25 protein-coding genes are annotated in these 20,821 nt (G+C 68.4%); 9 read left to right on the top strand and 16 right to left on the bottom strand.

The genetic code is table 11. The annotated features are described in order from the left end of the window. Window positions 1-13: 13 nt before the first annotated feature. Genes L2U69_RS14285 through L2U69_RS14270 form a run of 4 tightly spaced genes read right to left on the bottom strand, consistent with a single transcriptional unit; the run spans window position 14 to window position 2,516 of the window. The gene (locus L2U69_RS14285) at window positions 14-520 is read right to left on the bottom strand and encodes a 2'-5' RNA ligase family protein (RefSeq protein ID WP_236107796.1); all 507 of its coding nucleotides are present in this window, start codon (window positions 518-520) and stop codon (window positions 14-16) included. Between the two features lie 34 nt (window positions 521-554). Beyond that, window positions 555-1,850: a tRNA uridine-5-carboxymethylaminomethyl(34) synthesis GTPase MnmE gene (mnmE, locus tag L2U69_RS14280; protein ID WP_236107795.1), complete on the bottom strand. Its 1,296-nt coding sequence runs from the start codon at window positions 1,848-1,850 to the stop codon at window positions 555-557. Between the two features lies 1 nt (window position 1,851). Further along, entirely contained in the window at window positions 1,852-2,232 is a 381-nt protein-coding gene (locus L2U69_RS14275) for a (2Fe-2S) ferredoxin domain-containing protein (protein ID WP_236107794.1), read from the bottom strand. Further along, window positions 2,229-2,516 (bottom strand): DUF6489 family protein, encoded by a 288-nt coding sequence (locus L2U69_RS14270; RefSeq protein ID WP_236107793.1) that lies wholly within the window; start codon window positions 2,514-2,516, stop codon window positions 2,229-2,231. The genes L2U69_RS14275 and L2U69_RS14270 overlap by 4 nt, the downstream gene beginning before the upstream one ends. Window positions 2,517-2,624: 108 nt before the next feature. Here L2U69_RS14270 and L2U69_RS14265 point away from each other — a divergent pair, with 108 nt between their 5' ends. From L2U69_RS14265 to L2U69_RS14250, 4 genes are all read left to right on the top strand, one after another. Continuing rightward, window positions 2,625-3,086 carry a methylated-DNA--[protein]-cysteine S-methyltransferase gene (locus tag L2U69_RS14265; protein ID WP_236107792.1) on the top strand — a complete coding sequence of 154 codons (462 nt, stop codon included), beginning with the start codon at window positions 2,625-2,627 and terminating at the stop codon, window positions 3,084-3,086. 113 nt (window positions 3,087-3,199) lie between these two features. Beyond that, window positions 3,200-3,904, top strand: a complete 705-nt coding sequence (locus L2U69_RS14260; RefSeq protein WP_236107791.1) for a dienelactone hydrolase family protein — start codon at window positions 3,200-3,202, stop codon at window positions 3,902-3,904. A gap of 11 nt (window positions 3,905-3,915) precedes the next feature. After that, the gene (locus L2U69_RS14255) at window positions 3,916-4,896 is read left to right on the top strand and encodes a quinone oxidoreductase family protein (protein WP_236107790.1); all 981 of its coding nucleotides are present in this window, start codon (window positions 3,916-3,918) and stop codon (window positions 4,894-4,896) included. 2 nt (window positions 4,897-4,898) lie between these two features. After that, complete coding sequence (locus tag L2U69_RS14250) at window positions 4,899-5,402, top strand: L,D-transpeptidase family protein (protein WP_236107789.1); 504 nt, start codon at window positions 4,899-4,901, stop codon at window positions 5,400-5,402. Here L2U69_RS14250 and L2U69_RS14245 read toward each other — a convergent pair. Then, window positions 5,387-6,079 carry a YggS family pyridoxal phosphate-dependent enzyme gene (locus tag L2U69_RS14245; protein WP_236107788.1) on the bottom strand — a complete coding sequence of 231 codons (693 nt, stop codon included), beginning with the start codon at window positions 6,077-6,079 and terminating at the stop codon, window positions 5,387-5,389. The genes L2U69_RS14250 and L2U69_RS14245 overlap by 16 nt on opposite strands. Here L2U69_RS14245 and L2U69_RS14240 point away from each other — a divergent pair. Next, the gene (locus tag L2U69_RS14240) at window positions 6,078-6,686 is read left to right on the top strand and encodes a thiamine phosphate synthase (protein WP_236107787.1); all 609 of its coding nucleotides are present in this window, start codon (window positions 6,078-6,080) and stop codon (window positions 6,684-6,686) included. The genes L2U69_RS14245 and L2U69_RS14240 overlap by 2 nt on opposite strands. On the opposite strand, the gene L2U69_RS14235 is transcribed toward L2U69_RS14240, so the two are convergent. Both L2U69_RS14235 and L2U69_RS14230 read right to left on the bottom strand, forming a co-directional pair. After that, window positions 6,676-7,089, bottom strand: a complete 414-nt coding sequence (locus tag L2U69_RS14235) for an EVE domain-containing protein (protein ID WP_236107786.1) — start codon at window positions 7,087-7,089, stop codon at window positions 6,676-6,678. The two genes, L2U69_RS14240 and L2U69_RS14235, sit on opposite strands and share 11 nt — an antisense overlap. 1 nt (window position 7,090) lies before the next feature. Further along, complete coding sequence (locus tag L2U69_RS14230) at window positions 7,091-7,384, bottom strand: YciI family protein (protein WP_236107785.1); 294 nt, start codon at window positions 7,382-7,384, stop codon at window positions 7,091-7,093. Window positions 7,385-7,573: 189 nt separating this feature from the next. On the opposite strand from L2U69_RS14230, the gene L2U69_RS14225 reads away from it, so the two are divergent. Next, window positions 7,574-8,191: a TetR/AcrR family transcriptional regulator gene (locus tag L2U69_RS14225; RefSeq protein ID WP_236107784.1), complete on the top strand. Its 618-nt coding sequence runs from the start codon at window positions 7,574-7,576 to the stop codon at window positions 8,189-8,191. An 83-nt stretch (window positions 8,192-8,274) separates the two neighbouring features. On the opposite strand, the gene L2U69_RS14220 is transcribed toward L2U69_RS14225, so the two are convergent. The 4 genes from L2U69_RS14220 to L2U69_RS14205 form a co-directional block, all read right to left on the bottom strand. Next, window positions 8,275-9,306, bottom strand: coding sequence for a peptidoglycan -binding protein (locus L2U69_RS14220; protein WP_236107783.1), 1,032 nt, complete (start codon window positions 9,304-9,306; stop codon window positions 8,275-8,277). Window position 9,307: 1 nt separating this feature from the next. Next, complete coding sequence (locus L2U69_RS14215) at window positions 9,308-10,435, bottom strand: flagellar motor protein MotA (RefSeq protein ID WP_236107782.1); 1,128 nt, start codon at window positions 10,433-10,435, stop codon at window positions 9,308-9,310. Between the two features lie 93 nt (window positions 10,436-10,528). Continuing rightward, window positions 10,529-11,809, bottom strand: a complete 1,281-nt coding sequence (locus L2U69_RS14210; RefSeq protein ID WP_236107781.1) for an OmpA family protein — start codon at window positions 11,807-11,809, stop codon at window positions 10,529-10,531. Between the two features lie 102 nt (window positions 11,810-11,911). Next, window positions 11,912-12,772 carry an inositol monophosphatase family protein gene (locus tag L2U69_RS14205; protein ID WP_236107780.1) on the bottom strand — a complete coding sequence of 287 codons (861 nt, stop codon included), beginning with the start codon at window positions 12,770-12,772 and terminating at the stop codon, window positions 11,912-11,914. 153 nt (window positions 12,773-12,925) lie between these two features. Here L2U69_RS14205 and L2U69_RS14200 point away from each other — a divergent pair, with 153 nt between their 5' ends. Beyond that, on the top strand, window positions 12,926-13,543 hold the full coding sequence (locus L2U69_RS14200; protein ID WP_236107779.1) for a pyridoxamine 5'-phosphate oxidase family protein: 618 nt from the start codon (window positions 12,926-12,928) through the stop codon (window positions 13,541-13,543). A gap of 79 nt (window positions 13,544-13,622) precedes the next feature. Here the strand turns inward: L2U69_RS14200 and thiE are convergent, their stop codons facing one another. The 5 genes from thiE to tkt form a co-directional block, all read right to left on the bottom strand. After that, window positions 13,623-14,285 (bottom strand): thiamine phosphate synthase, encoded by a 663-nt coding sequence (thiE, locus tag L2U69_RS14195; RefSeq protein WP_236107778.1) that lies wholly within the window; start codon window positions 14,283-14,285, stop codon window positions 13,623-13,625. Between the two features lies 1 nt (window position 14,286). Next, window positions 14,287-15,219, bottom strand: a complete 933-nt coding sequence (locus L2U69_RS14190; protein WP_236107777.1) for a class I fructose-bisphosphate aldolase — start codon at window positions 15,217-15,219, stop codon at window positions 14,287-14,289. Between the two features lie 120 nt (window positions 15,220-15,339). Continuing rightward, on the bottom strand, window positions 15,340-16,581 hold the full coding sequence (locus L2U69_RS14185; protein WP_236107776.1) for a phosphoglycerate kinase: 1,242 nt from the start codon (window positions 16,579-16,581) through the stop codon (window positions 15,340-15,342). Window positions 16,582-16,592: 11 nt separating this feature from the next. Then, window positions 16,593-17,600, bottom strand: coding sequence for a type I glyceraldehyde-3-phosphate dehydrogenase (gap, locus tag L2U69_RS14180; RefSeq protein ID WP_236107775.1), 1,008 nt, complete (start codon window positions 17,598-17,600; stop codon window positions 16,593-16,595). A gap of 19 nt (window positions 17,601-17,619) precedes the next feature. Beyond that, complete coding sequence (gene tkt / locus L2U69_RS14175; protein WP_236107774.1) at window positions 17,620-19,635, bottom strand: transketolase; 2,016 nt, start codon at window positions 19,633-19,635, stop codon at window positions 17,620-17,622. A 269-nt stretch (window positions 19,636-19,904) separates the two neighbouring features. Between tkt and L2U69_RS14170 the strand changes: the two genes are divergently transcribed. Then, complete coding sequence (locus L2U69_RS14170; protein WP_236107773.1) at window positions 19,905-20,414, top strand: hypothetical protein; 510 nt, start codon at window positions 19,905-19,907, stop codon at window positions 20,412-20,414. Between the two features lie 7 nt (window positions 20,415-20,421). Continuing rightward, complete coding sequence (locus L2U69_RS14165; protein ID WP_236107772.1) at window positions 20,422-20,796, top strand: cell division protein ZapA; 375 nt, start codon at window positions 20,422-20,424, stop codon at window positions 20,794-20,796. Window positions 20,797-20,821 lie beyond the last annotated feature (25 nt).

Here is a 20,821-nt window from a genome sequence, read left to right as displayed (position 1 = left end):
CGGAACCTCGATCTCAGGGGCGGAGCGGCAGGCCGGCGACGACCGTCACGGGCGGAAACCGCACGATCTCCAGACGGACCGCAAAGCCATGCAGGGAGCCTTTCCAGGCGTGCATCAGGGGCGACAGGGCGTCGGGAATCGGTGTTGCGCCCCTTTCGATGGTGATGTGGGGTTGCCAGGCGCCGGGATGGTAATGGGGGTCCAGGCTGTCGAGGCCGATGATCTCGGCGACCTCGGCCTGTAGCGCCAGCAGGGATGGGGTCGTCACGGGCGCCAGCCAGAGCCAGCCGTGGCCATCGGGGAATATGCCGAAACCGGAGACGGACAGGCTCAGCGCATCGGTATGCGCGGCGACGCGGGCGAGGCGAGCCCGCGCGTCCTCGATGTCCGGGGTCTTCCTGCCGAGGGTCAGGGTGATGTGGGGCGGATAGGTCGGCGGCGGGCCGTGGAGAACGTTGATCAGGTCCTGAATGGCGCCGGTGATCGTGTCGTCCAGGCGAAGGGTCACGGCTTGGGACATGGGCGACTCACGCTTCGATGTTTCACGTGAAACATCACTTGCCGATGCAGAACTCGAAGAAGATGACGTCGAGCAGATCCTCGACATCGACCGCGCCCACCACCCGGCCAAGGGCGCGAAGGGCGAGGCGCAGATCCTCCGCCCGCAGCTCCGCCGGCAGGGGCAGGGAATCCAGGGCCCGGTCGAGAGCGCCGACCGCCTCTTTCACCGCCAGGCGGTGGCGCGCCCTTGTGATGGCGGGCATTTCCGCCGGCGCCAGCCGCGCCGCCACCAGGGCGGCGATCCGGTCCATCAGGGTGTCGATGCCCTGTCCCGTCCGGGCGGAGACGGCGATCGCATCCGCCGGTCCCGGCCCCAGGTCGCATTTGTTGAGAACGAGGAGCGTGGCCGTGCCGCCTTCGAGCCTGGGAAGGCCGTCGCCCGGATTGACGACATGCAGGCGAAGGTCCGCCGCCTCGGCCCGGGCGCGGGCGCGGCGCACCCCTTCCCGCTCGATCGGATCGTCGGTCTCGCGAAGACCGGCGGTGTCGATCAGCACCACGCGATAGCCGCCGAGGTCGAGACCGACTTCGATCACGTCCCGCGTGGTGCCGGGGATCTCGGAGACGATGGCGGCCTCCGATGCCGACAGGCGGTTGAGCAGGCTGGACTTGCCGACATTGGGGGCGCCGGTGATGGCGATCTCGAAGCCTTCGCGCAGGCGCTCGCCCCGGCGGCCGTCGGCCAGATGGCGGGCGATCTCGGCCCTGAGCACCTCGACCTCATGCAGGACCCGGTTCTCGATGGCGTCGTCCAGGCCTTCGTCCGGGAAGTCGATCAGGGCTTCGAGACGGGCGAGCAGGACCTTGAGACGGTCGCGCCAGTCCTCGTAGAGCCGGCCCATGGCACCGTCGAGCTGGCGCAGGGCCTGCCGGCGCTGGGCCTCGGTCTCGGCGTCGACCAGATCGGCGACGGCCTCGGCCTGGGACAGGTCCAGCTTGCCGGCCTCGAAGGCGCGGCGGGTGAATTCGCCGGGCCCGGCCGGGCGCAGGCCCTGGGCCAGCAGCAGGTCGCTCACCCGGTTGATCACGGCGCGCCCGCCGTGGAGGTGGAATTCGGCGACATCCTCGCCGGTGAAGCTGGCGGGCCCCGGAAACCAGAGGCACAGCGCCCGGTCCACCACGTCGCCGCCGTCGGGATCGCGCAGCAGCGCCAGCCGGGCCATGCGCGCCGTGCCCTTCGCCCCGGTCAGCCGTTCCAGCGCGGTCCCAGCCAATGGGCCCGACAGGCGCAACACGGCGACGCCGGCCCGCCCCCGGGCGCTGGCCAGCGCGAAGATCGTGTCGGACACGTTATTCGGCGGCGGGCAGCTTCTGGTCGGGCTGAAGCATCAGCCGCGTCACCCGCCTGCCCTGCATCACGTGAACGTTCAGAATCTCGTCGATGTCGTCGCGGCTGCGCGGGGCGTACCAGATGCCTTCGGGATAGATCACCAGGACGGGGCCCAATTCGCAGCGATCGAGGCAGCCGGACTGATTGACACGGATGCCCGTGATGCCCAGTTCATCCGCCCTCGCCTTCATGTAGGCACGCAATGGAATCGCGCCCCTGGCTTTGCAGGATCCCCGGGGATGTCCCTCCGCCCGCTCGTTCACGCAGGCGAAGACATGGACATCGAAATAGGGCGCGGGGTCGTTGGAAAGCACCCGTGCGCCGATGGACTGATCATTCACTTGCTGTCTTCCTTGGCGTCCGTCTTGCGCTTGCCGCCACCGCGCACCGTGGAGGCGGCGGACCAGAAGATGTCCTGCAGTTTCTCGAAGCCCTGGATGCCGCCCTGGATGCCCATGGGCAGCCATTGCTTCAGGATGGTTTCGGGGTCGATGACGTTCAGATATTGCATCATCTTGCCCTCGAGTTCCGAAAGGATGCGCTGCTGCATCGGTTCGAGATCGGGCAGGCCGAGGACGCGGCGGGCTTCTTCGGGCGTGATGTCGAATTCGACGTTGATCTTCATGGCGTCCTCTCGCGGCAGGAACCCTGCCCCTATATCAATTCAATTCGCGTGGAAATGCACGCAACATGAACATGGGGCTTTCGGGGCCGCGGGCAATGGGATGGATCAATGACGGAAGGCGTGGTGCGAACACCGGTCGGGCAGTTTCACGTTTCGGTGCGGGGCGATGCGGTGGTCGCCGCCGGCTGGCGCGAATTGGGCGACGCGGCGACGGGCGACGACATGCTGCTGGCGCTCGCCCTCGGTCAGGTGGAGGATTATTTCGCCGGCCGCCGCCAGGCTTTCGACCTGCCCATCGCCCCTCATGGCACGCCTTTCCAGCGCAAGGTCTGGCGCCGCATCGCCGCCATTCCCTTCGGCGGTTTCGAGACCTACGGCAGCCTGGCCCGGGCACTGGGCGGCGTGGCGGCCCAGGCGGTGGGCCAGGCCTGCGGGCGCAACCCGGTCGGCCTGCTGGTGCCCTGCCACCGGGTGCTGGCGGCGGGGCCGCGCCTCGGCGGCTATGGCGGCGATACCGGCCTGAAGCGCTGGCTGCTGAGCCATGAGGGCATGGCGGACATTCCCGACTGATTCGTTCGGGCGACAATCATGATCCAGACAGTCATGACAAGGCCATGCTCCTTCATTAGCATCGCCCTTCGAGCGCCGACCCGGTTCCAGGGGCGCGCCGAGGGAGGTTTCAGATGACGGTTTCGACGATCACCATTGCGGCCAAGGACGGCGGTTCCTTCGCGGCCTATGTCGCCACGCCGGCCGGCGGCGGCCCTGCCCCCGCCATTGTCGTCATTCAGGAGATTTTCGGCGTGAACGCGGTCATGCGCGGCGTCTGCGACTGGCTGGCGGGCGAAGGTTTCGTCGCCATCTGCCCGGATCTGTTCTGGCGGATCGAGCCGGGCATCGACATCACGGATCAGACCAAGGCGGAATGGGATCGCGCCTTCTCCCTGTTCTCCGCCTTCGATCGCGAGAAGGGTATCGACGATATCGACGCCACCCGTGCCGTCGCCGCCACCATGGCCGGCACCACGGGCAAGGTGGGCGCGGTCGGCTATTGCTTGGGCGGCCACATGGCCTATCGCACGGCGGCCCTGACGGCGGTCGACGCCACCGTCGGCTATTACGGCGTCGGCATCGAGGATGTGCTGGACCTCGCCGCCGGCATCAAGAAGCCCCTGATGCTGCATATCGCGGAAAAGGACCAATTCGTGCCGCCGGAAGCCCAGGCCAAGGTGGCGGCGGGTCTCGGCGGCAACGGTCTGGTCACGCTGCACAGCTATGCCGGGCAGGACCATGCCTTTGCCCGGATCGGTGGCGCCCATTACGACAAGGCTTCGGCCGATCTTGCGAACCAGCGCACGATCGACTTCTTCAAGACCAATCTGGCCTGAGGGGTGCGGCGATGACCAGGGCACAGGTCGTCCGCGTCCATGGCTTCGGCGGGCCCGAGGTCATGGCCCTCGAAACCGAGGATCTGCCCGATCCCGGCCCGGGCGAGGTGCGCCTGCGCCATACCGCGGTGGGGCTGAACTTCATCGACTGCTACCACCGCAGCGGCCTCTATCCCATGCCGCTGCCGACCGGCATCGGTCTCGAGGCCGCGGGCGTGATCGAGGCGCTCGGCCCGGGGGTCGAGGGGCTGGCGCCGGGTGACCGGGTCGGTTACTGCATCGGCCCCCTCGGCGCCTATGGCGACCGCCGCAATTTCCCCGCCGAACTCCTGATGAAACTGCCGGACGGGGTGAGCGACGAGGATGCCGCCTCCCTCATGCTCCAGGGTCTGACCGCATGGTATCTGCTGCGCCGGACCTATCCGGTCAAGGCGGGGGAGACCGTGCTGTTCCATGCCGCCGCCGGCGGCGTCGGCCTGATCGCCTGCCAATGGGCGAAACATCTGGGCGTGCGTCTGATCGGCACCGCCGGCAGCCCGGAAAAGGCCGAGTTGGCCAAGGCCCATGGCGCGGCCGAGGTCATCCTCTACCGCGAGGAGGATGTGGCCGGGCGCGTGCGCGAGCTGACCGGCGGAAAGGGCGTGCCGGTGGTCTATGACTCGGTCGGCAAGGATACGTGGGAAGGCTCCCTCGACAGTCTTTCGGTCCGGGGCCTGATGGTCACCTTCGGCAATGCCAGCGGGCCGGTGCCGGCCTTTTCGCCGGGTGTGCTGTCGGCCAAGGGTTCGCTGTTTCTCACCCGCCCCACCCTGTTCCACTATATCGGCGACAAGGCGGAGCGCGATGCGGCGGCGGCCGAACTCTTCGATCTGGTGGCACGGGGCGTGATCCGAACCAATGTCCGCCAGCGTTTCGCCCTGACGGACGTCGTCGCGGCCCATGAGGCGCTGGAAGGGCGAAGGACCGTCGGCTCGACCGTGCTTCTGCCCTGACGATGGACATTCACGTCTTTCCGGACGGGACGGTCGAATGCGCCGGTAGGCGTTATGCGGCCAGCCTCGGCCGGGGCGGCATGAGGGCGGACAAGCGCGAGGGCGACGGGGCGACGCCCGTCGGCGCCTGGCCCCTGCGCCGGGTGCTGTATCGCCCGGATCGCGTAACGCCACCGATTACTGAACTGCCGGTCTCGGCGCTCGCGGCGGACGACGGCTGGTGCGACGATCCGGATCACGCGTCCTACAATCGGCCGGTGAAACTGCCCTTTCCGGCCGGTCACGAGGTCATGTGGCGCGACGATCACCTTTATGACCTGGTGGTGGTGGTCGGGCACAACGACGATCCGCCGGTGCCGGGGGCGGGCAGTGCCATCTTCATGCATCTGCGGCCCGAGGACGGCGGGCCGACCGCCGGCTGCGTGGCACTCGCGCTGGCCGATCTCACGGCGGCGCTGGCGGCGGTCGGGCCGGACAGCCGGCTGGTGGTTCACCCGGCGGAATAGTCGCGCTGGCCGAAGATGGCCGTCCCCACCCGGACCTGGGTGGCGCCCTGGCGGACCGCGATCTCATAGTCGCTGGACATGCCCATGGAAAGCTGGTGCAGCCCGTTCCGCGCCGCGATCTTGCGCAGCAGGGCGAAATGCAGCGACGGCTCGTCGTCGATCGGTGGAATGCACATCAGGCCGACGACGTCGAGGCCATGGGTGATGCGGCAGGCGGCGATCAGGGCGTCCGCCGCCGCCGGCAGGCAGCCGGCCTTCTGCGGTTCCTCCCCCGTGTTGACCTGGACGAAGCAGCGCGGACGCCGACCCGTCTTTTCCGAGGCGGCGGCGATGGCGGCCGCCAGCTTTTCCCGGTCCACGGTCTCGATGACGTCGAACAGGGCGACCGCATCCTTCGCCTTGTTGGTCTGCAGCGGCCCGATCAGATGGAGTTCCAGATCGGGATATTCAGCCTTCAGGGCGGGGAATTTGCCTTCCGCCTCCTGCACCCGGTTCTCGCCGAAGACGCGGTGGCCGGCCGCCAGGGCGGCGCGCACGGCGTCGGCATCATGGGTCTTGGAGACGGCGATCAGGCGCACCTCGGCCGGATCGCGGCCGGTGGCGCGGCAGGCCTTGGCGATCCGCGCCTCGACATGGGCGAGACGGTCGGCGATGGTCTGTTCGGATTCGGACGACATGATGGACCAGAAGCTAGCAACCGCCGCCCGCCGCCTCAATGCCCGCCATCATGCGCGCGGTGTTCTGCCGCCCCTCGTCCTGCTGACGGATCGCGCGCGCCTGCCCGATCCCCTGGCGGCGGCGGCGGCCCTGCCCCGGGGCAGCCTGGTGGTGCTGCGCGACGGCGATCTGCCGGCGGCGGCACGGCTGGTGCTCGGCCGGGCATTGTCGGAGGTGTGCCGGTCCCGGGGTCTGCGCCTGCTGGTGTCGGGAGATGCCGGCCTAGCCCGGCGGATCGGCGCGGCGGGCGTCCATTGGCCGGAAAAACGCCTGCCGATGTGTGTGCGGGGATTCGCCACCGCCGCCGCCCACAGCCAAAAGGCGCTTATGCGCGCGCGGCGTGCCGGTGTCGCGGCCGTCTTCCTGTCGCCGGTGTTCCCGACCGCCAGCCATCCGGGGGCGGAATCTCTCGGGCCCGTCCGCTTCGCGGGACTGGCGCGGCGGGCGGGCATGCCCGTCTATGCCCTCGGCGGCGTCGACGGGGTGACGGCGCCGCGCCTCGCCGGCAGCGGCATCGTCGGCGTGGCGGCGATCGGTGCCCTCGGGCTCGAGGCCATCAGGCCTTGATGCCGCCCAACTCGCAGATCACCGTCCAGGCCTCGTCGTCGACCGGCATCACCGAGAGCCGGGACTGCTTCACCAGGGCGAGGTGGTTGAGGCGCGGATCGGCCTTCACCTGCTCCAGGGTGACGGGGGTCTTCAGGGGTTTCACCGCCTTGACGTCGACCATGCCGAAGCGCCCGCTCTCGTCCGTGTGGTCGGGATAATATTCCTTCACCACTTCGACGACGCCGACGATCCGCTTCTCGTTGACCGAATGGTAGAAGAAGCAGCGGTCGCCCTTCTTCATGGCCTTCAGGTTGTTGGACGCCTGATAGTTGCGCACGCCCGACCAGAAGGTGGTGCCGTCGCGCACCTGATCGTCCCAGGACCAGGCGCCGGGTTCCGATTTCACCAGCCAATGGGCCATCTCACACCTCCGCCGGCTGGCCGATCACCCATTTCCAGGGCTTGATCTCGACCTTGGCGAAGAGACCGGCCCTGGCATAGGGGTCCTCGGCGCAATAGGCCTCCGCCGTTGCCGCATCCTCCGCCTCGATCACCAGCATGCTGCCGGTCATGGCGGCACCGTCGTCGGTGGTGAAGGGGCCGGCGATCCGGATCCGGCTGCCCGGCGCCTTCAGCCATTCGAGGTGGGCGGGGCGGTTGGCGAGACGGATCTCCATCCCGCCGGGCTTGTCGGTACAGATCACGGCAAAATGCATGGCGGCCATTCCAGACGATTCGGTGTGGTTTGCGGAATTGCGGGCGGCAAAGATGAGACCATATTTGAACCAAGCAATGGAATTTTCCCATGCTGCGCTGCAAAATACGGAATTTGCTTGCAAATTTCGGCCCTGAAGCGTGAACGTTATCTTGAGCGTTCAGGATTCAGCAGATAAACAAAGAGCGGGATGAAGCGTCACGAGGAAATAAAGCAAGCGATCATCACAGCCGCGAAAGACCGGCTGTCGCGCTACGGCTATGGCAAGACGACCATGGCGGAGCTGGCCTCCGACTGCAAGATGTCGGCCGGCAACCTCTATCGCTACTTCATGTCCAAGCTCGACATCGCCGAGGAGATCGCCCGGCAGAGCTTCCTGCGCACCGCCGAACGCCTGCGCGAAGTGGTGCGCCGCCCCGACATCCCCGCGGTGGAGCGTCTGCGCAGCTTCCTCCTCGAACAGATGCAGATCACCTTCCAGGAATTGGAGCGGGACCAGCACTGGATCGAAATGGCCGAGATCGTGGCCCGCGAACGTCCCCATGTCGCCAATGAAGGCCTGGCGCGGGTGCGCTCCCTGATCGCGGAAATCCTGGCCATGGGCAATGCCACCGGCGAATTCGACATCGAGGATGTGAACTTCACGGCGGAGATGATCCAGTCGGCCACCTTCAAGTTCCGCTATCCCCAACTCTTCACCGGCCTCGCCCTCGACAAGCTGGAGCGGGAAGCGGAAGGCGTCATCGACCTGCTGATCGACGGATTGCGCACGCGCCCCAAGGCCCTGGTGAAGGCCGACGCGGCCTGATCCCTTCGACGCGACGACATCCTTGCCTGCGAAAGGTTCCGGCCTTCGCCGGGATGACGCGTTTTATGGACGGCGCGCCTGTTTCACCGTTCCGTCAGCTTCAGCTCGATGCGCCGGTTGCGGGCCAGCGCCTCCGGCGTGTTCTCGGGATCGAGGGGCTGGAACTCGCCGAAGCCGGTTGCGGCCAGGCGGTTGGGGGGCAGGCCTTCCGCGATCAGGAATTTGGCGACGGCGACCGCGCGCGCGGTCGACAATTCCCAGTTCGAGGGATAGAGCGCGGAATTGATCGGCGTGACGTCCGTATGGCCGTCGACCCGCAGGATCCACGGCAGGTCGTCCGGGATTTCGGCGGCGATCTCCTTCAGGGTCGCGGCGAAGCGCGCCAGGGTCTGCTGTCCGCCCTCCCCGATTTCGGCCGAGCCCGAGGCGAAGAGCACCTCTGACTGGAAGACGAAGCGGTCGCCGACGATGCGCACATCCTTGCGCTCGCCCAGCACCTCGCGCAGGCGCCCGAAGAATTCCGAGCGATAGCGCGCCAGTTCCTCGACCTTGGAGGCGAGCGCCAGATTGAGCCTTCGGCCGAGGTCGGCGATCACGGCCTGGCTCTCGCGGTCCGCCGCCTCGGCCTGATCGAGCATGGCGGCGATTTCCTGCAGCTGGATGCGCAGCTCGGCCAACTGCCGGTTCAGGAGATCGACCTGGGCCTGGGCATCGGCGGTCAGGGCCTTCTCCCGGTCCAGTTCGGCGGTCAGGCTCTCGACCCGTCCTTCGAGGCCGGCGGCGTCGGACTCCTGGTCCCGCAACCGGTCGCGCAGGGTATCGCGCTCGGCGTTGGCGCTTTCGATGCCGCTCGAAAGGCTGGAGACCGAAAGCCGCAATTCCGCGTTGGCCTGACGTTCGAGGGCCAGCAGATCGGTCAGGTCGGCGATCTGGCGGTTCAGGCGGGCCAGGGCCTCGTCCCGTCCGGACAGGGCCTGACCCAGGAAGAACTGGGCCAGCATGAAGACCGACAGCAGGAAGGTGATGGCCAGCAGCAGGGTCGCCAGGGCATCGACGAAGCCGGGCCAGATGTCGGGTCCGCCGCGGTCGCGAAAGCGCCGGCTGCGCGCCGCCATGTCAGCGCTCCTCGGCGGCCATGGCGGCGATGGTGCGGGTCAGGATCTTCACCTGGGCCGCCACTTCGTCGAGGCCGGCGCGCTGGCCTTCGGTCAGGCGGGCGATACCGGTGTCGAGATTGCGCAGATGGGCCTTGCTCGCCTCGTCCAGGGCCGGGGCGGTCTGGGCCTGGGCGATCCGCTGCAGGGCCGGCTTCAATTCCATCTGGGCTTCGGCGATGCGCACCATCAGTTCCTGTTCGGCCCGCATCTGGGCGGCGAGCGTCGCCAGGCGCTCGGTCAGATTGACCAGGGCGTCGTTGGCCGTCACCCGGTTCTCTTCGGCATGGGCCATGGTGCGTTGCAGGCGATCGAGGCTTTCGGCCGTCGATTCGAGGAGGGCCGAGACATAGGCGGGTACGCCGGCGCCGGTCTCGCCCTCCATCGCCGCCGTGCCGCCGAGGCGCGTATTGGCGGTCAGATAATCCTCGACCTCGCCCAGGAAACGGCCCTGGGCCTGGCTCGCCTGAAGTTCCAGAAAGCCGAGAATGAGGGAACCCGACAGGCCGAACAGGGAGGACGAGAAGGCCGTGCCCATGCCCGACAGCGGCGCCTCCAGCCCGCGCTTCAATTCGCCGAACATGGCGGTGAAGTCGCCGCCGCCGGCGATATTGAGGTTGCGGATCGCCTCCCCGATCGAGGAGACGGTGGACAGCAGGCCCCAGAAGGTGCCGAGCAGGCCGAGGAAGATCAGCACCTGCACCAGATAGCGGCCGATGTCGCGTTTCTCGTCGAGGCGGGCGGCGAGACCGTCGACCAGGGCACGGGTGGCGGTCGGGCCGAGCTGCCAGCGGGCGCCGCGCTTCTCGGTCATGGCGGCGGCGATCGGGCCCATCAGGTCGGGCGCCGGCACTTCGGCCAGATTGACGTCCTGGGCGGTCAGGCGCTCGAACCAGCGCACCTCGGGCCGCAGTTCCAGGACCTGGCGCAGCATGTAGACGACGCCCAGCAGGGCGACGGCGATGATCACCGAATTCAGCGCGACGTTGGTGGCGAAGAAACGGCTCGCCGGGGCCAGCAGGAACACCACCAGACCGGCGATCGCCAGCAGGAAGAGCGTCATGCGGAGCAGATAGCGATCGACGTTCATCTCAGGTCGTTCCCCAGGGTTTCGGCCCCTCGGCGGCCCCGTCACCCGGCCGGACCGTCAGGGCCGGGCCATCACGGCGGGGAAGACCGGCGATCAGGGCATGATGGCGATGTCGACACCGTCGGCGACCGGCGCGTCCGGCGCCATGCCGACGGCGCGCAGGTCGATCAGCGTCGCGGGCACGCCCTTCTCGATCAGATAGGTGCGGACCGCCAGCACGCGCTGGCGCGACAGGCGCCGCGCCCCGGTCGCGGTGTCATTGGTGCCGCTGGCGAAACCGCGCACCAGGATGCGCCCGCCGGGCTCCTTCAACTGTTCGACGACGGCATCGAGCGCGGCCCGCCCGTCGTCGTCCAGCGCATCGCCGGAAGTGGCGAACGCCACCTGGGTCACCTGTTTGGCGACCGACGGCAGGCCGCCGCGCCCGGCGACGGCCGGGGCCGGAACGGCGGCGGCCGCCGTGGTCGGGGCTGGGGCGGGCGAAGTTGCGGGTGCCGCTGCCGGCGCCGGCTCGGGCACGGGTTCCGGCTCGGGCAAGGGTTCGGGCGGGGCGGGTTCGGGTTCGGGCTCCGGGAGGCCGGCGGTCAGGTCGGTGGGTCCGCTACTCGCCGGGGCGGGCGGTGGCGGCGGTGGCGGTGCTGGTTCCGGCGCGGGTGGCGGCGGCGGTTCGGCCATGGCCGGTTCGCCGAGGCGCGAGCCGAGCTCGATCATCGCCAGGGTGCGCGGCGTATCGACGTCGATCGTGACGGGCGGCGGCGCCGGTTCGGGCTCGGGCGCGACAGGCTCGGCGACGCTCGGTTCAGGCGCGACCGATTCCGGCTCGACCGGTTCCGGCAGCGCGACGGCGGGCGCCGAAGGATCGGGCTTTTCCACCGGCCGCACGGTATCGGCGGTTTCCGCCGGCGCCTCAGGCTCGACCAGTGCGATTTCGGGTTCGACGGGAGCAGGCGGAGCGGCGGCGGCAGGGGCGGGCGGCGGCGTCAGTCGCGGTGCCGGGCGGGCGACGGCGCGGGGGCGCGGCGGCGGGGGCGGTGCCATCAGGTCGTCCAGCACCGACATGTCGACGATCACGCCGGGCGCGGAACCGCCGCCGATCACGATGGTCTGAAAATCGATGGCGGGATCGTAGCGGCGCGCCGGGGCCGGCCGTCCGCCCGTGCCGGCGCCGCCGGCATGCGGTCGGGCGGGAACCGTGATGTGGGTGGACTGGTCTTCCTCGTTGCCGCCGGCATGGGCCGGCGCGATACCGAGGCCCATCAGGCCGACGGCGACGGCGATCGCCTTGAGGGAGACCCCACGGGGTGAAACGCTGGCGGAGAAGGCACCAGTTCTGGCGGCGCAGTGAAATGCGCGAGCACTGGTGGCTGCCCTCATACCCCTTGCACTCCCCTGTTCCTTCGCACTCTTAACAGGATCCGTCGAGTCGCGAAACCGGCGAAATATTGCGACGCGACGTAACCGAACGCCCCGGGCCTATCATTTCTCGGGCTCGGGCCGCTCCGCAACCGCTGTTTGGGCCTTTGGCCGCGGCTTTTTGGGCGGCAGGCCGGCCCGTTCGACGAGGCGCCGCAACTTCTCGTGCACGATTTCGTTGCCGGCGACGATCTCCGGTGCCTCCAGCACCTTCTTCGAGCCCCGCTGGTCGCTGACGAAACCGCCCGCCTCGCGCACCAGGATAATCCCGGCGGCGACGTCCCAGGGCTGCAGCCCGGTCTCCCAGAAGCCGTCGAAGCGGCCGGCGGCGACGAAGGCGAGATCGAGCGAGGCGGCGCCGAACCGGCGGATGCCCGCGGTCTCGCGCATGATCAGGCCCAATTCCTTCAGGAAACGCAGGTGATCACCCTTGCCGTGGAAGGGAATGCCGGTGGCGATCACGCATTCCTTCAGGTCCTTGCGGGCGGCGACCCGCAGACGGCGGTCGTTGCAATAGGCGCCGGCGCCCTTCTCGGCCCAATACATCTCGTCGGCGATCGGGTTGTAGACGACGCCGGCGATGATTTCGCCATCGCGCTCGACACCGATCGAAATGGCGAATTGCGGCAGGCCGTGCAGGAAATTGGTGGTGCCGTCCAGGGGATCGATGATCCAGCGGTGCGACTTGTCCTTGCCCTCGATCTCGCCGCCCTCCTCCATCAGGAAGCCGAAGTCGGGGCGCACGCGCGACAGTTCGGCGTGCAGCACTTCCTCGGCCTTCTGGTCGGCGACGGAGACGAAGTCGGACGGGCCCTTCTTCGAGACCTGGAGGTTCTCGACCTCGCCGAAATCGCGCTTCAGGCCGCGGGCGGCCTTGGTGGCGGCGGACGCCATGACATTGATGAGCGGCGAACGGAACGCCATGGAAGAACCTCGGACGAAGGGAAGGAGCAGGCGCGGGGCAAGACCGGCGCGACGGGGCCGGAAACTATCAGCAGGGGCGATCGGGGTCAAACGCCCGCGCCGCTTGCGTGTCATGCGCCCGGCGGCGACCATGGCCGAAAGGGGGATCCGACCATGACCGACAACATCCTCGACGAAGCCGGCCTGCGCACCGTCTATCCCATGCCGTCCGACGGCGCGACGATGAAGCAGCTCTCGTTTCTGGACGTCCATTGCAGCCGCTTCATCGAACTCTCGCCCTTCGTCTGCATCGGCACCAGCCGGCCGGACGGCGGCGCCGACGTTTCGCCCCGGGGCGGCGCGCCGGGCTTCGTCCACGTCCTCGACGCCAACCGTCTCGCCATGCCCGACTGGCCGGGCAACAACCGCCTCGATTCCCTCGGCAACCTGACCGCCCATCCGGCGGTCGGCCTGCTGTTCTTCGTGCCCGGCTTCGACGAGATGCTGCGGGTCAACGGCAGGGGTGTCACGGTGACGACGCCGGATCTGATGGAACGCTTCCTGGTGGACGGCAAGCCGCCCCGCAGCGTCCTCCTGATCACGGTCGAGGAAGCCTTCCTCCATTGCACCAAGGCATTGAAGCGCTCGGCCCTGTGGGATCCCGCGCGGCACGTCGCCCGCGACGCGATGCCGAGTTTCGGCCAGATGCTGAAGGACCAGCTCAACGCCCCCGTCCCGGCCGAGGCGATCGATCAGATGCTGGAGGCGGACGCGCGGGACAATCTGTATTGAGCTGGAACGCGCCGGTGTTTCACCCCTCATCCCCGCCCTCTCCCCAAAGGGGCGAGGGGTGGGGTGAGGGGCTGACGGCTCAGGGGCTGGCGAAAATCGCGTTGAAGGCGGCGACCGCCGCGGCGGGGCCGTCCGCGTGCTGCCAGATGCCTGCGGAAACCGCCAGGAAATCGGCGCCGGCCTCGATCAGGGGGCGGCAGTTTTCGACCGTGATGCCGCCGATCGCGACCTGGGGCACGGTCATCATCTCGGACCACCAGCGCACCAGCTCGAAGGGCGCGCGGGCCTTGGGATCCTTGGTGGCGGTCGGGAAGAAGGCGCCGAAGGCGACGTAGTCGGCCCCGGCCTCCCCCGCTTCCATGGCGAGGTGACGGCTGTCGTGGCAGGTGACGCCGACGATGGCGTCGGGCCCGACCAGGCGCCGCGCCTCGGCATAGGGCGCGTCGTCCTGGCCGACATGGACGCCGTCGGCGCCGAGCACGGCGGCGAGATCCGGGCGGTCGTTCAGGATGAAGGCGGCGCCCGCGTCCTGCACGATCGGCAACAAGACGTCGGCGGTGCGCAGGATATGGTCGTCCGTCACGTCCTTGAGACGCAACTGGACGCAGGCGACGTCGCCCGCCCCGAGGGCGGCCTTCAGCGTTTCGGCGAAGGCCTTCGTCTCGAAGGCGGGCGGCGTGACCAGATAGAGCCGGCAGGGCAGGCGCGCGTCGTCCCGCGAACGATCCCCTGCCCCGGCCATGTTATTCCTGGCCCTTGTAGATGCGGACCAGCTTGTCGAGCATGGCCAGCGCATCCTCGCGCGAGCGCTGGAAGGTGTTGCGGCCGATGATCGAGCCGTTGCCGCCGCCGTCGCGGATGGCGCGGGCGTCGTCATAGACCGAATCCTCGGACTTCGCGGCGCCGCCCGAGAACACCACCAGACGGCGGCCGTTGAAGCAGGCCTGGGTGACGTGGCGGACACGCGCGGCCTGGGTCGAGAGGTCGACGGGGTGCTTGTCGTAGACCTTCTTGGCCTCGCCCTGTTCGATGTGGTCGGTGGCCAGCTTCACCTTGATGATATGGGCGCCCATCAGGGCGGCCATATGGGCGGCATAGGCGCCGACGTCGATCGCCAGCTCGCCGTCCTTGGTCAGGTTGCCGCCGCGCGGATAGGACCAGACGACGACGGCGAGACCGGCGTCCTTGGCTTCGGCGGTCAGTTCGCGCAGTTCTTCCATCTGGTCGAACATCTGGTCCGAACCCGGATACATGGTGAAGCCGATGGCCGAGCAGCCGAGACGGATGGCGTCCTTCACGGTGCCGGTCACGGCCTGGTCCGGCGCTTCCTTGGCGCGCGACAGGCTGTTCGAGGAATTGACCTTCAGGATGGTCGGGATCTGGCCGGCGAAGCTGTCGGCGCCCGCCTCGATCATGCCGAGCACGGAGGCATAGGCCGAAAGTCCGGCGTCGACCGCCATCTGGAAGTGGTAATGCGGGTCATAGGCGGCCGGGTTGGGCGCGAAGCTGCGCGCCGGGCCGTGCTCGAACCCCTGGTCGACCGGAAGGATGATCATCTTGCCGGTGCCGCCGAGACGGCCGGCGCCGAGGATGCGGGCAAGATTGGCCTTGGTGCCCGGGTTGTCGCTCTCGTACCACGAGAGGATTTCCTTCACCTTCTTGGTGATCTTGGTCATGGGGTCCCCCGAAAATGACTGGGTTGAAATGATGGCCGCGCTTTTAGCAAGACGGCGCGGCATCGTCCATGCGGCACTGCACAAAAAAAGCCGGCGGACGGGAGATCCGCCGGCCCGTCCTCATTTCGCCAGGGCCTTCACGCCCGGCAGTTCCCGACCCTCGAGCCATTCGAGGAAGGCGCCGCCGGCGGTCGAGACGAAGGAGAAGGCTTCGCATTCGCCCGCGTGGTTCAGGGCCGCGACGGTATCGCCCCCACCGGCGACCGACAGCAGCTTGCCCTCGCGGGTCAGTTTCGCCGCCTCGCGGGCGCAGGCATTGGTGCCGAGATCGAAGGGTTCCATCTCGAAGACGCCGAAGGGCCCGTTCCAGACCACGGTCTTGGCCTGGCGCAGGACGGCCTTCACGCGCTCGATCGAGGCGGGGCCGATGTCGAGGATCATGGCGTCCTCGGGCACGGCATCGACCGACACCACCTCGTTCTCGGCATAGGCCTTGAATTCGCGGGCGACCACGCCGTCGACCGGCAGGACGATTTCGGTGCCGGCGGCCTTGGCCTTCTCGACGATGGCGCGGGCGGTGTCGGCCATCTCGCGTTCCGCCAGGCTCTTGCCGATCTCCTTGCCCTCGGCGAAGAGGAAGGTGTTGGCCATGCCGCCGCCGATCACCAGGTGATCGACCTTGCCGACCAGATTGCCGATGACGTCCAGCTTGGACGAGACCTTGGCGCCGCCGACCACGGCGACCACCGGGTGCTTGGGGCTGCCGAGGGCCGCTTCCAGGGCGTCCAGTTCCTTCTTCATCCAGATGCCGGCGGCGTGGGGCAGCAGCCCCGCGAGACCGGCGGTCGAGGCATGGGCGCGATGGGCGCAGGAGAAGGCGTCGTTCACATAGACGTCGCCCAGTTCGGCGAGTTGGGCGGTGAACTCGGGATCGTTCGCTTCCTCGCCCGGATAGAAGCGGGTGTTCTGCAGGACGAGGACGGAACCCGGCGCCATGCCGTTCACCGCGGCCTTGGCCACGGGGCCGACGCAGTCGGCGGCGAAGGCGACCGGCAGGCCGATGATCACGGGCAGGGCCTCGGCCACCGGACGGAGACTCTGGCTGGCGTCCCATTTGCCCTTGGGCCGGCCGAAGTGCGACAGCACGATGACGCGGGCGCCCTTGGCGGCCAGCGCCTTGATGGTGACCGCATTGGCCTGCAGGCGGGTCAGGTCGGTGACGACGCCGTCCTGCATCGGGGCGTTCAGATCGACCCGCAGCAGGACCCGGCGGCCGTGAAGGTCGCCGAGGTCGTCGATGCCGGCGAAGCGGCGCCCCGCCGTGGCGGGGTTCTCGTCACGTTTGGCGGGTTGCACGCTCATCCAGCCTCTCCTCAGATCAGGGCGGCCATGGCGACGGCGGTGTCGCTCATGCGGTTGGAGAAGCCCCATTCGTTGTCGTACCAGGTGAGGATACGAACCAGGGTGCCTTCCATGACCTTGGTCTGGTCGAGGGCGAAGGTGGACGAAGCCGGATCGTGGTTGAAGTCGATCGAGACGTTCGGCGCGGCGGTATAGGCGAGAACGCCCTTCAGTTCGCCGTCGGCGGCGGCCTTGATGGCGGCGTTCACTTCCTCGACCGTGGTCTCGCGCTTGGCGACGAACTTCAGGTCGACGACCGAGACGTTCGGGGTCGGCACGCGGACCGAGACGCCGTCCAGCTTGCCCTTCAGCTCCGGCAGCACCAGGCCGACGGCCTTGGCGGCGCCGGTCGAGGTCGGGATCATGGAGAGCGCGGCGGCGCGGGCGCGATACAGATCCTTGTGCATCTGATCGAGCGACGGCTGGTCGTTGGTGTAGCTGTGGATCGTGGTCATGAAGCCCTTGTCGATGCCGATGGCATCGTTCAGGACCTTGGCCACGGGGGCGAGGCAGTTGGTGGTGCAGGAGGCGTTGGAGACCACCAGGTGATCGGCGGTCAGGGCCTTGTGGTTCACGCCGTAGACGACCGTCAGGTCGGCGCCGTCGGCCGGGGCCGAGACCAGGACGCGCTTGGCGCCGGCGGTCAGATGGGCGGAGGCCTTGTCCTTCGAGGCGAAGATGCCCGTGCATTCCATGGCGATGTCGACGCCGAGATCCTTGTGGGGCAGTTCGGCGGGGTTGCGGATCGCGGTGACCGCGATCCTCTTGCCGTTGACGACGATCGCGTCACCGTCGACCGCGACTTCGCCCGGGAAGCGGCCATGGACCGAGTCGAAGCGCAGCAGATGCGCGTTGGTCTCGACCGGGCCGAGGTCGTTGACGGCGACGACCTCGACATCCGTGCGACCGGACTCGGCGATGGCGCGCAGCACGTTGCGGCCGATGCGCCCGAAACCGTTGATCGCTACCCGAACAGCCATTCAATCCTCCTGTCAGAAATCATTTGCCGATGGCGGCTTTCGCCGCCTCGGTCACCGCCTCGGCGGTGATGCCGAAATGCTTGAAGAGATCCTTCGCCGGCGCGGACGCCCCGAAACCGTCCATGCCGACGAAGTAAGTCGGCACCCCCAGGATCGGTTCCCAACCCATGGCGATACCAGCCTCGACGCCGACGCAGGGCGCGTTGCCGACCACGGTCTCCTGATAGGCCTGGTCCTGGGATGCGAAGAGTTCCATGCAGGGCACGGAGACGACGCGGGCCAGGATACCCTCGGCGGCCAGCAGCTCGCGCGCCTTGACCGCCAGCTCGACCTCGGAGCCGGAGGCGAAGAGGCTGACCTGAGCCACGCCGCCCACCGCCGGCAGCAGCTCGTAGGCGCCCTTGGCGGTCAGGTTCATGTCGGTATGGGTCTCGCGCAGCGTCGGCAGGTTCTGGCGCGACAGGGCCAAAACCGACGGCGCGGTCAGGGAGCCGACGGCGACTGCCCAGGCTTCCGCCGTCTCGACCGTGTCGCAGGGGCGGAACACGTTGAGGCCCGGAATGGCGCGCAGCGCGGCCAGCTGCTCCACCGGCTGGTGGGTCGGGCCGTCCTCGCCGAGGCCGATCGAGTCGTGGGTCATGACGAAGATCGAGCGGATGCCCATCAGCGCCGCGAGGCGGATCGAGGGCCGGCAATAATCGGCGAAGGCGAGGAAGGTGCCGCCATAGGGGATGACGCCGCCATGCAGCGCCATGCCGTTCATGGCCGCCGCCATGCCGTGTTCGCGCACGCCCCAATAGACGTAACGGCCCTCGTAGGAGCCCGGCGCGAAGGTGCCGAGACCCTTGGTCAGCGTATTGTTGGAGCCGGTCAGATCGGCCGAGCCGCCGATGGTGGTCGGCAGCACGCGGTTCACCACCTCGAGCGCCATTTCCGACGACTTGCGGGTGGCGACGCTCGGCTTTTCGGTGGAAATCTTGGCCTTGAAGGCGTTGATCTCGCCGATCAGGGCGCCGGGCACGAAACCCGAGAAGGCATTCTCGAAGGCTTCCTGGGTTTCCTTGGGGGTCGCCAGGAAGCGGTCGCCCCAGGCCTTGCCCTCGGCCGCGCGGGCCTTGGCGGCGTCGCGCCAGGCGGACAGGATGTCGTCCGGGATCTCGAACGGGCCATGGGGCCAGCCCAGCGCCGCGCGCGCCCCCTCGATCTCCTCGGCGCCGAGCGGGCTGCCGTGGGCCGACGACTTGCCGGCCTTGGTCGGCGCGCCGAAGCCGATCGTGGTGCGGCAGGCGATCATGGTCGGCTTGTCGGTGGAGAGCTTGGCGCGGGCGATCGCGACCGAGACGGCGGCGGCGTCATGGCCGTCGACCGCGTCGACGGCCCAGCCCGCCGCCTCGAAGCGCAGCGCCATGTTCTCCGAGGTCGAGAGATCGGTCGCGCCGTCGATGGTGATCCTGTTGTCGTCCCAGAGCACGATCAGCTTGTTCAGCTTCAGATGGCCGGCCAGCGTGATCGCTTCCTGCGAGATGCCTTCCATCAGGCAGCCGTCGCCGGCGATGACATAGGTGAAATGGTTCATCAGCGCGTCGCCGAAGCGGGCGCGGAGGTGGGCTTCGGCCATGGCCATGCCGACGGCATTGGCGATGCCCTGGCCAAGGGGACCGGTGGTGGTCTCGATGCCGGCGGCGTGGCCATATTCCGGATGGCCGGCGGTGCGGCTGCCGAGCTGGCGGAACTTCTTGATCTCGTCCAGGTCGATGTCCGGATAGCCGGTCAGATAGAGCAGCGCATAGAGCAGCATCGAGCCATGGCCGGCCGACAGCACGAAACGGTCGCGATCGGGCCAGCCGGCATTGCCGGGGTCGTAACGCAGATGTTCGGTGAACAGCGCGGTCGCGACATCGGCCATGCCCATGGGCATGCCGGGGTGGCCCGACTTCGCCGCCTCCACCGCGTCCATCGAAAGCGCGCGGATGGCGTTGGCGAGGTCCCGCGCTGCCGGCGCCGTCGTCGCTTGGGAGGAATTGGTCTCGGTCATGGGAATTTCGCCTGAACAGATCGACCCGGGCGCCCGCACCCGCGCCCCGACGGCGGCAGTCGCCGTTCGCGGGCGTTGCATTACAGACGGGCGCGCGGGTGTCAACCTCCATAGCCGAGTGGAAGCCTCGACATTGGCGCGGGGCGGCCCTGAAAGCGCCGGAAAATCACGCGGAAAAGCCGTGACGGCAATTGACCGGAATCGTGGTGGGGCACATCCTATGGCATGATTCGCCCGACCCAAGCCACAGATATTGATTGAGGCCGCCCATGGACCGTATGGCTGCTGCTGAAGCGCGACTCGCCGCCGCCCTCGACCGCCTCGATGCCGCGACCCAGACCCTGCCGGGGACGAACATGGTCGACGCCGAGGTCCACGAAGCCCTGGTCGGCGAATACGATCGCCTGAACCGCGACATCGATCAGGTCGCCCTGGCGCTGGAGGAAGCGCGCAACGACAATCGCGCCCTCGAGGCCCGCCTCGCCGAGATGACGGCGGAGAATGCGGCGCTGCGCGAGGCCGGCCCGGCCGCCGAAACGGCGCCCGACAGCGACCTGGAGCGCCGCCTCGCCGATGCCGAGGCCTTCGCCGACGAGGCGCTGGCCGAACTGGACATCGCACGGAAGGAAATGGCGGAGTTGAGGGCGTCGCTGGCCAAGGCGGAGCAGACGGGCGCCCAGCGCCAGGCCGATCTCTTCCGTCTCGAGGCGAATGCGGAAAAGGCGGCGGACCGCCTGGAACAGACCATCGGCCGGCTCGACCGCGCCATCGCCGGGTGAGGGCGTCATGCACCAGATCAAGGTGACGGTGAACAAGCGCGACTATCGCGTCGCCTGCCAGCCGGGGGACGAGGCGCGCATCAGCGATCTCGCGGAATATCTCCAGGCCAAGGCGGAATCCCTGAACCTGCCGCCGGGCTCCCAAGTGCCGGAAGCCCAGGTGCTGCTCATGGTCGGGCTGCTCGCCGCCGACGATCTTTCCGACCGCCTGAACGAGATGGAGGGCATGCAGGCCGAGATCGAACGCCTTCGGGTCGAAATCTCCCGCCTTCACCACGAAGCGAGCAGCCGTGCCGGCAATCTCGAAGCCCGCGCCGCCCAGGGCCTCGAAAAGGCCGCCGCAAGGGTCGAGCAACTGGTCGCCCGCTTCGAGCCGGCCTGAGCGAAAACGTCAGAGCTTCCGGCCC

Source organism: Zavarzinia marina (assembly GCF_021568905.1).
In the GTDB taxonomy this organism is placed as follows: domain Bacteria; phylum Pseudomonadota; class Alphaproteobacteria; order Zavarziniales; family Zavarziniaceae; genus Zavarzinia; species Zavarzinia marina.
The sequence above is the reverse complement of the archived record's forward strand: the minus strand, read 5'-3'. Positions and strand labels throughout refer to the sequence as shown.

Coding starts and splice junctions, on each gene's coding strand:
- L2U69_RS14285 (WP_236107796.1), bottom strand. CDS start 520: ATGTCCCAAGCCGTGACCCTTCGCCTGGACGACACGATCACCGGCGCC.
- L2U69_RS14270 (WP_236107793.1), bottom strand. CDS start 2,516: ATGAAGATCAACGTCGAATTCGACATCACGCCCGAAGAAGCCCGCCGC.
- L2U69_RS14265 (WP_236107792.1), top strand. CDS start 2,625: ATGACGGAAGGCGTGGTGCGAACACCGGTCGGGCAGTTTCACGTTTCG.
- L2U69_RS14260 (WP_236107791.1), top strand. CDS start 3,200: ATGACGGTTTCGACGATCACCATTGCGGCCAAGGACGGCGGTTCCTTC.
- L2U69_RS14255 (WP_236107790.1), top strand. CDS start 3,916: ATGACCAGGGCACAGGTCGTCCGCGTCCATGGCTTCGGCGGGCCCGAG.
- L2U69_RS14250 (WP_236107789.1), top strand. CDS start 4,899: ATGGACATTCACGTCTTTCCGGACGGGACGGTCGAATGCGCCGGTAGG.
- L2U69_RS14240 (WP_236107787.1), top strand. CDS start 6,078: ATGATGGACCAGAAGCTAGCAACCGCCGCCCGCCGCCTCAATGCCCGC.
- L2U69_RS14245 (WP_236107788.1), bottom strand. CDS start 6,079: ATGTCGTCCGAATCCGAACAGACCATCGCCGACCGTCTCGCCCATGTC.
- L2U69_RS14235 (WP_236107786.1), bottom strand. CDS start 7,089: ATGGCCCATTGGCTGGTGAAATCGGAACCCGGCGCCTGGTCCTGGGAC.
- L2U69_RS14230 (WP_236107785.1), bottom strand. CDS start 7,384: ATGCATTTTGCCGTGATCTGTACCGACAAGCCCGGCGGGATGGAGATC.
- L2U69_RS14225 (WP_236107784.1), top strand. CDS start 7,574: ATGAAGCGTCACGAGGAAATAAAGCAAGCGATCATCACAGCCGCGAAA.
- L2U69_RS14220 (WP_236107783.1), bottom strand. CDS start 9,306: ATGGCGGCGCGCAGCCGGCGCTTTCGCGACCGCGGCGGACCCGACATC.
- L2U69_RS14215 (WP_236107782.1), bottom strand. CDS start 10,435: ATGAACGTCGATCGCTATCTGCTCCGCATGACGCTCTTCCTGCTGGCG.
- L2U69_RS14210 (WP_236107781.1), bottom strand. CDS start 11,809: ATGAGGGCAGCCACCAGTGCTCGCGCATTTCACTGCGCCGCCAGAACT.
- L2U69_RS14205 (WP_236107780.1), bottom strand. CDS start 12,772: ATGGCGTTCCGTTCGCCGCTCATCAATGTCATGGCGTCCGCCGCCACC.
- L2U69_RS14200 (WP_236107779.1), top strand. CDS start 12,926: ATGACCGACAACATCCTCGACGAAGCCGGCCTGCGCACCGTCTATCCC.
- thiE (WP_236107778.1), bottom strand. CDS start 14,285: ATGGCCGGGGCAGGGGATCGTTCGCGGGACGACGCGCGCCTGCCCTGC.
- L2U69_RS14190 (WP_236107777.1), bottom strand. CDS start 15,219: ATGACCAAGATCACCAAGAAGGTGAAGGAAATCCTCTCGTGGTACGAG.
- L2U69_RS14185 (WP_236107776.1), bottom strand. CDS start 16,581: ATGAGCGTGCAACCCGCCAAACGTGACGAGAACCCCGCCACGGCGGGG.
- gap (WP_236107775.1), bottom strand. CDS start 17,600: ATGGCTGTTCGGGTAGCGATCAACGGTTTCGGGCGCATCGGCCGCAAC.
- tkt (WP_236107774.1), bottom strand. CDS start 19,635: ATGACCGAGACCAATTCCTCCCAAGCGACGACGGCGCCGGCAGCGCGG.
- L2U69_RS14170 (WP_236107773.1), top strand. CDS start 19,905: ATGGACCGTATGGCTGCTGCTGAAGCGCGACTCGCCGCCGCCCTCGAC.
- L2U69_RS14165 (WP_236107772.1), top strand. CDS start 20,422: ATGCACCAGATCAAGGTGACGGTGAACAAGCGCGACTATCGCGTCGCC.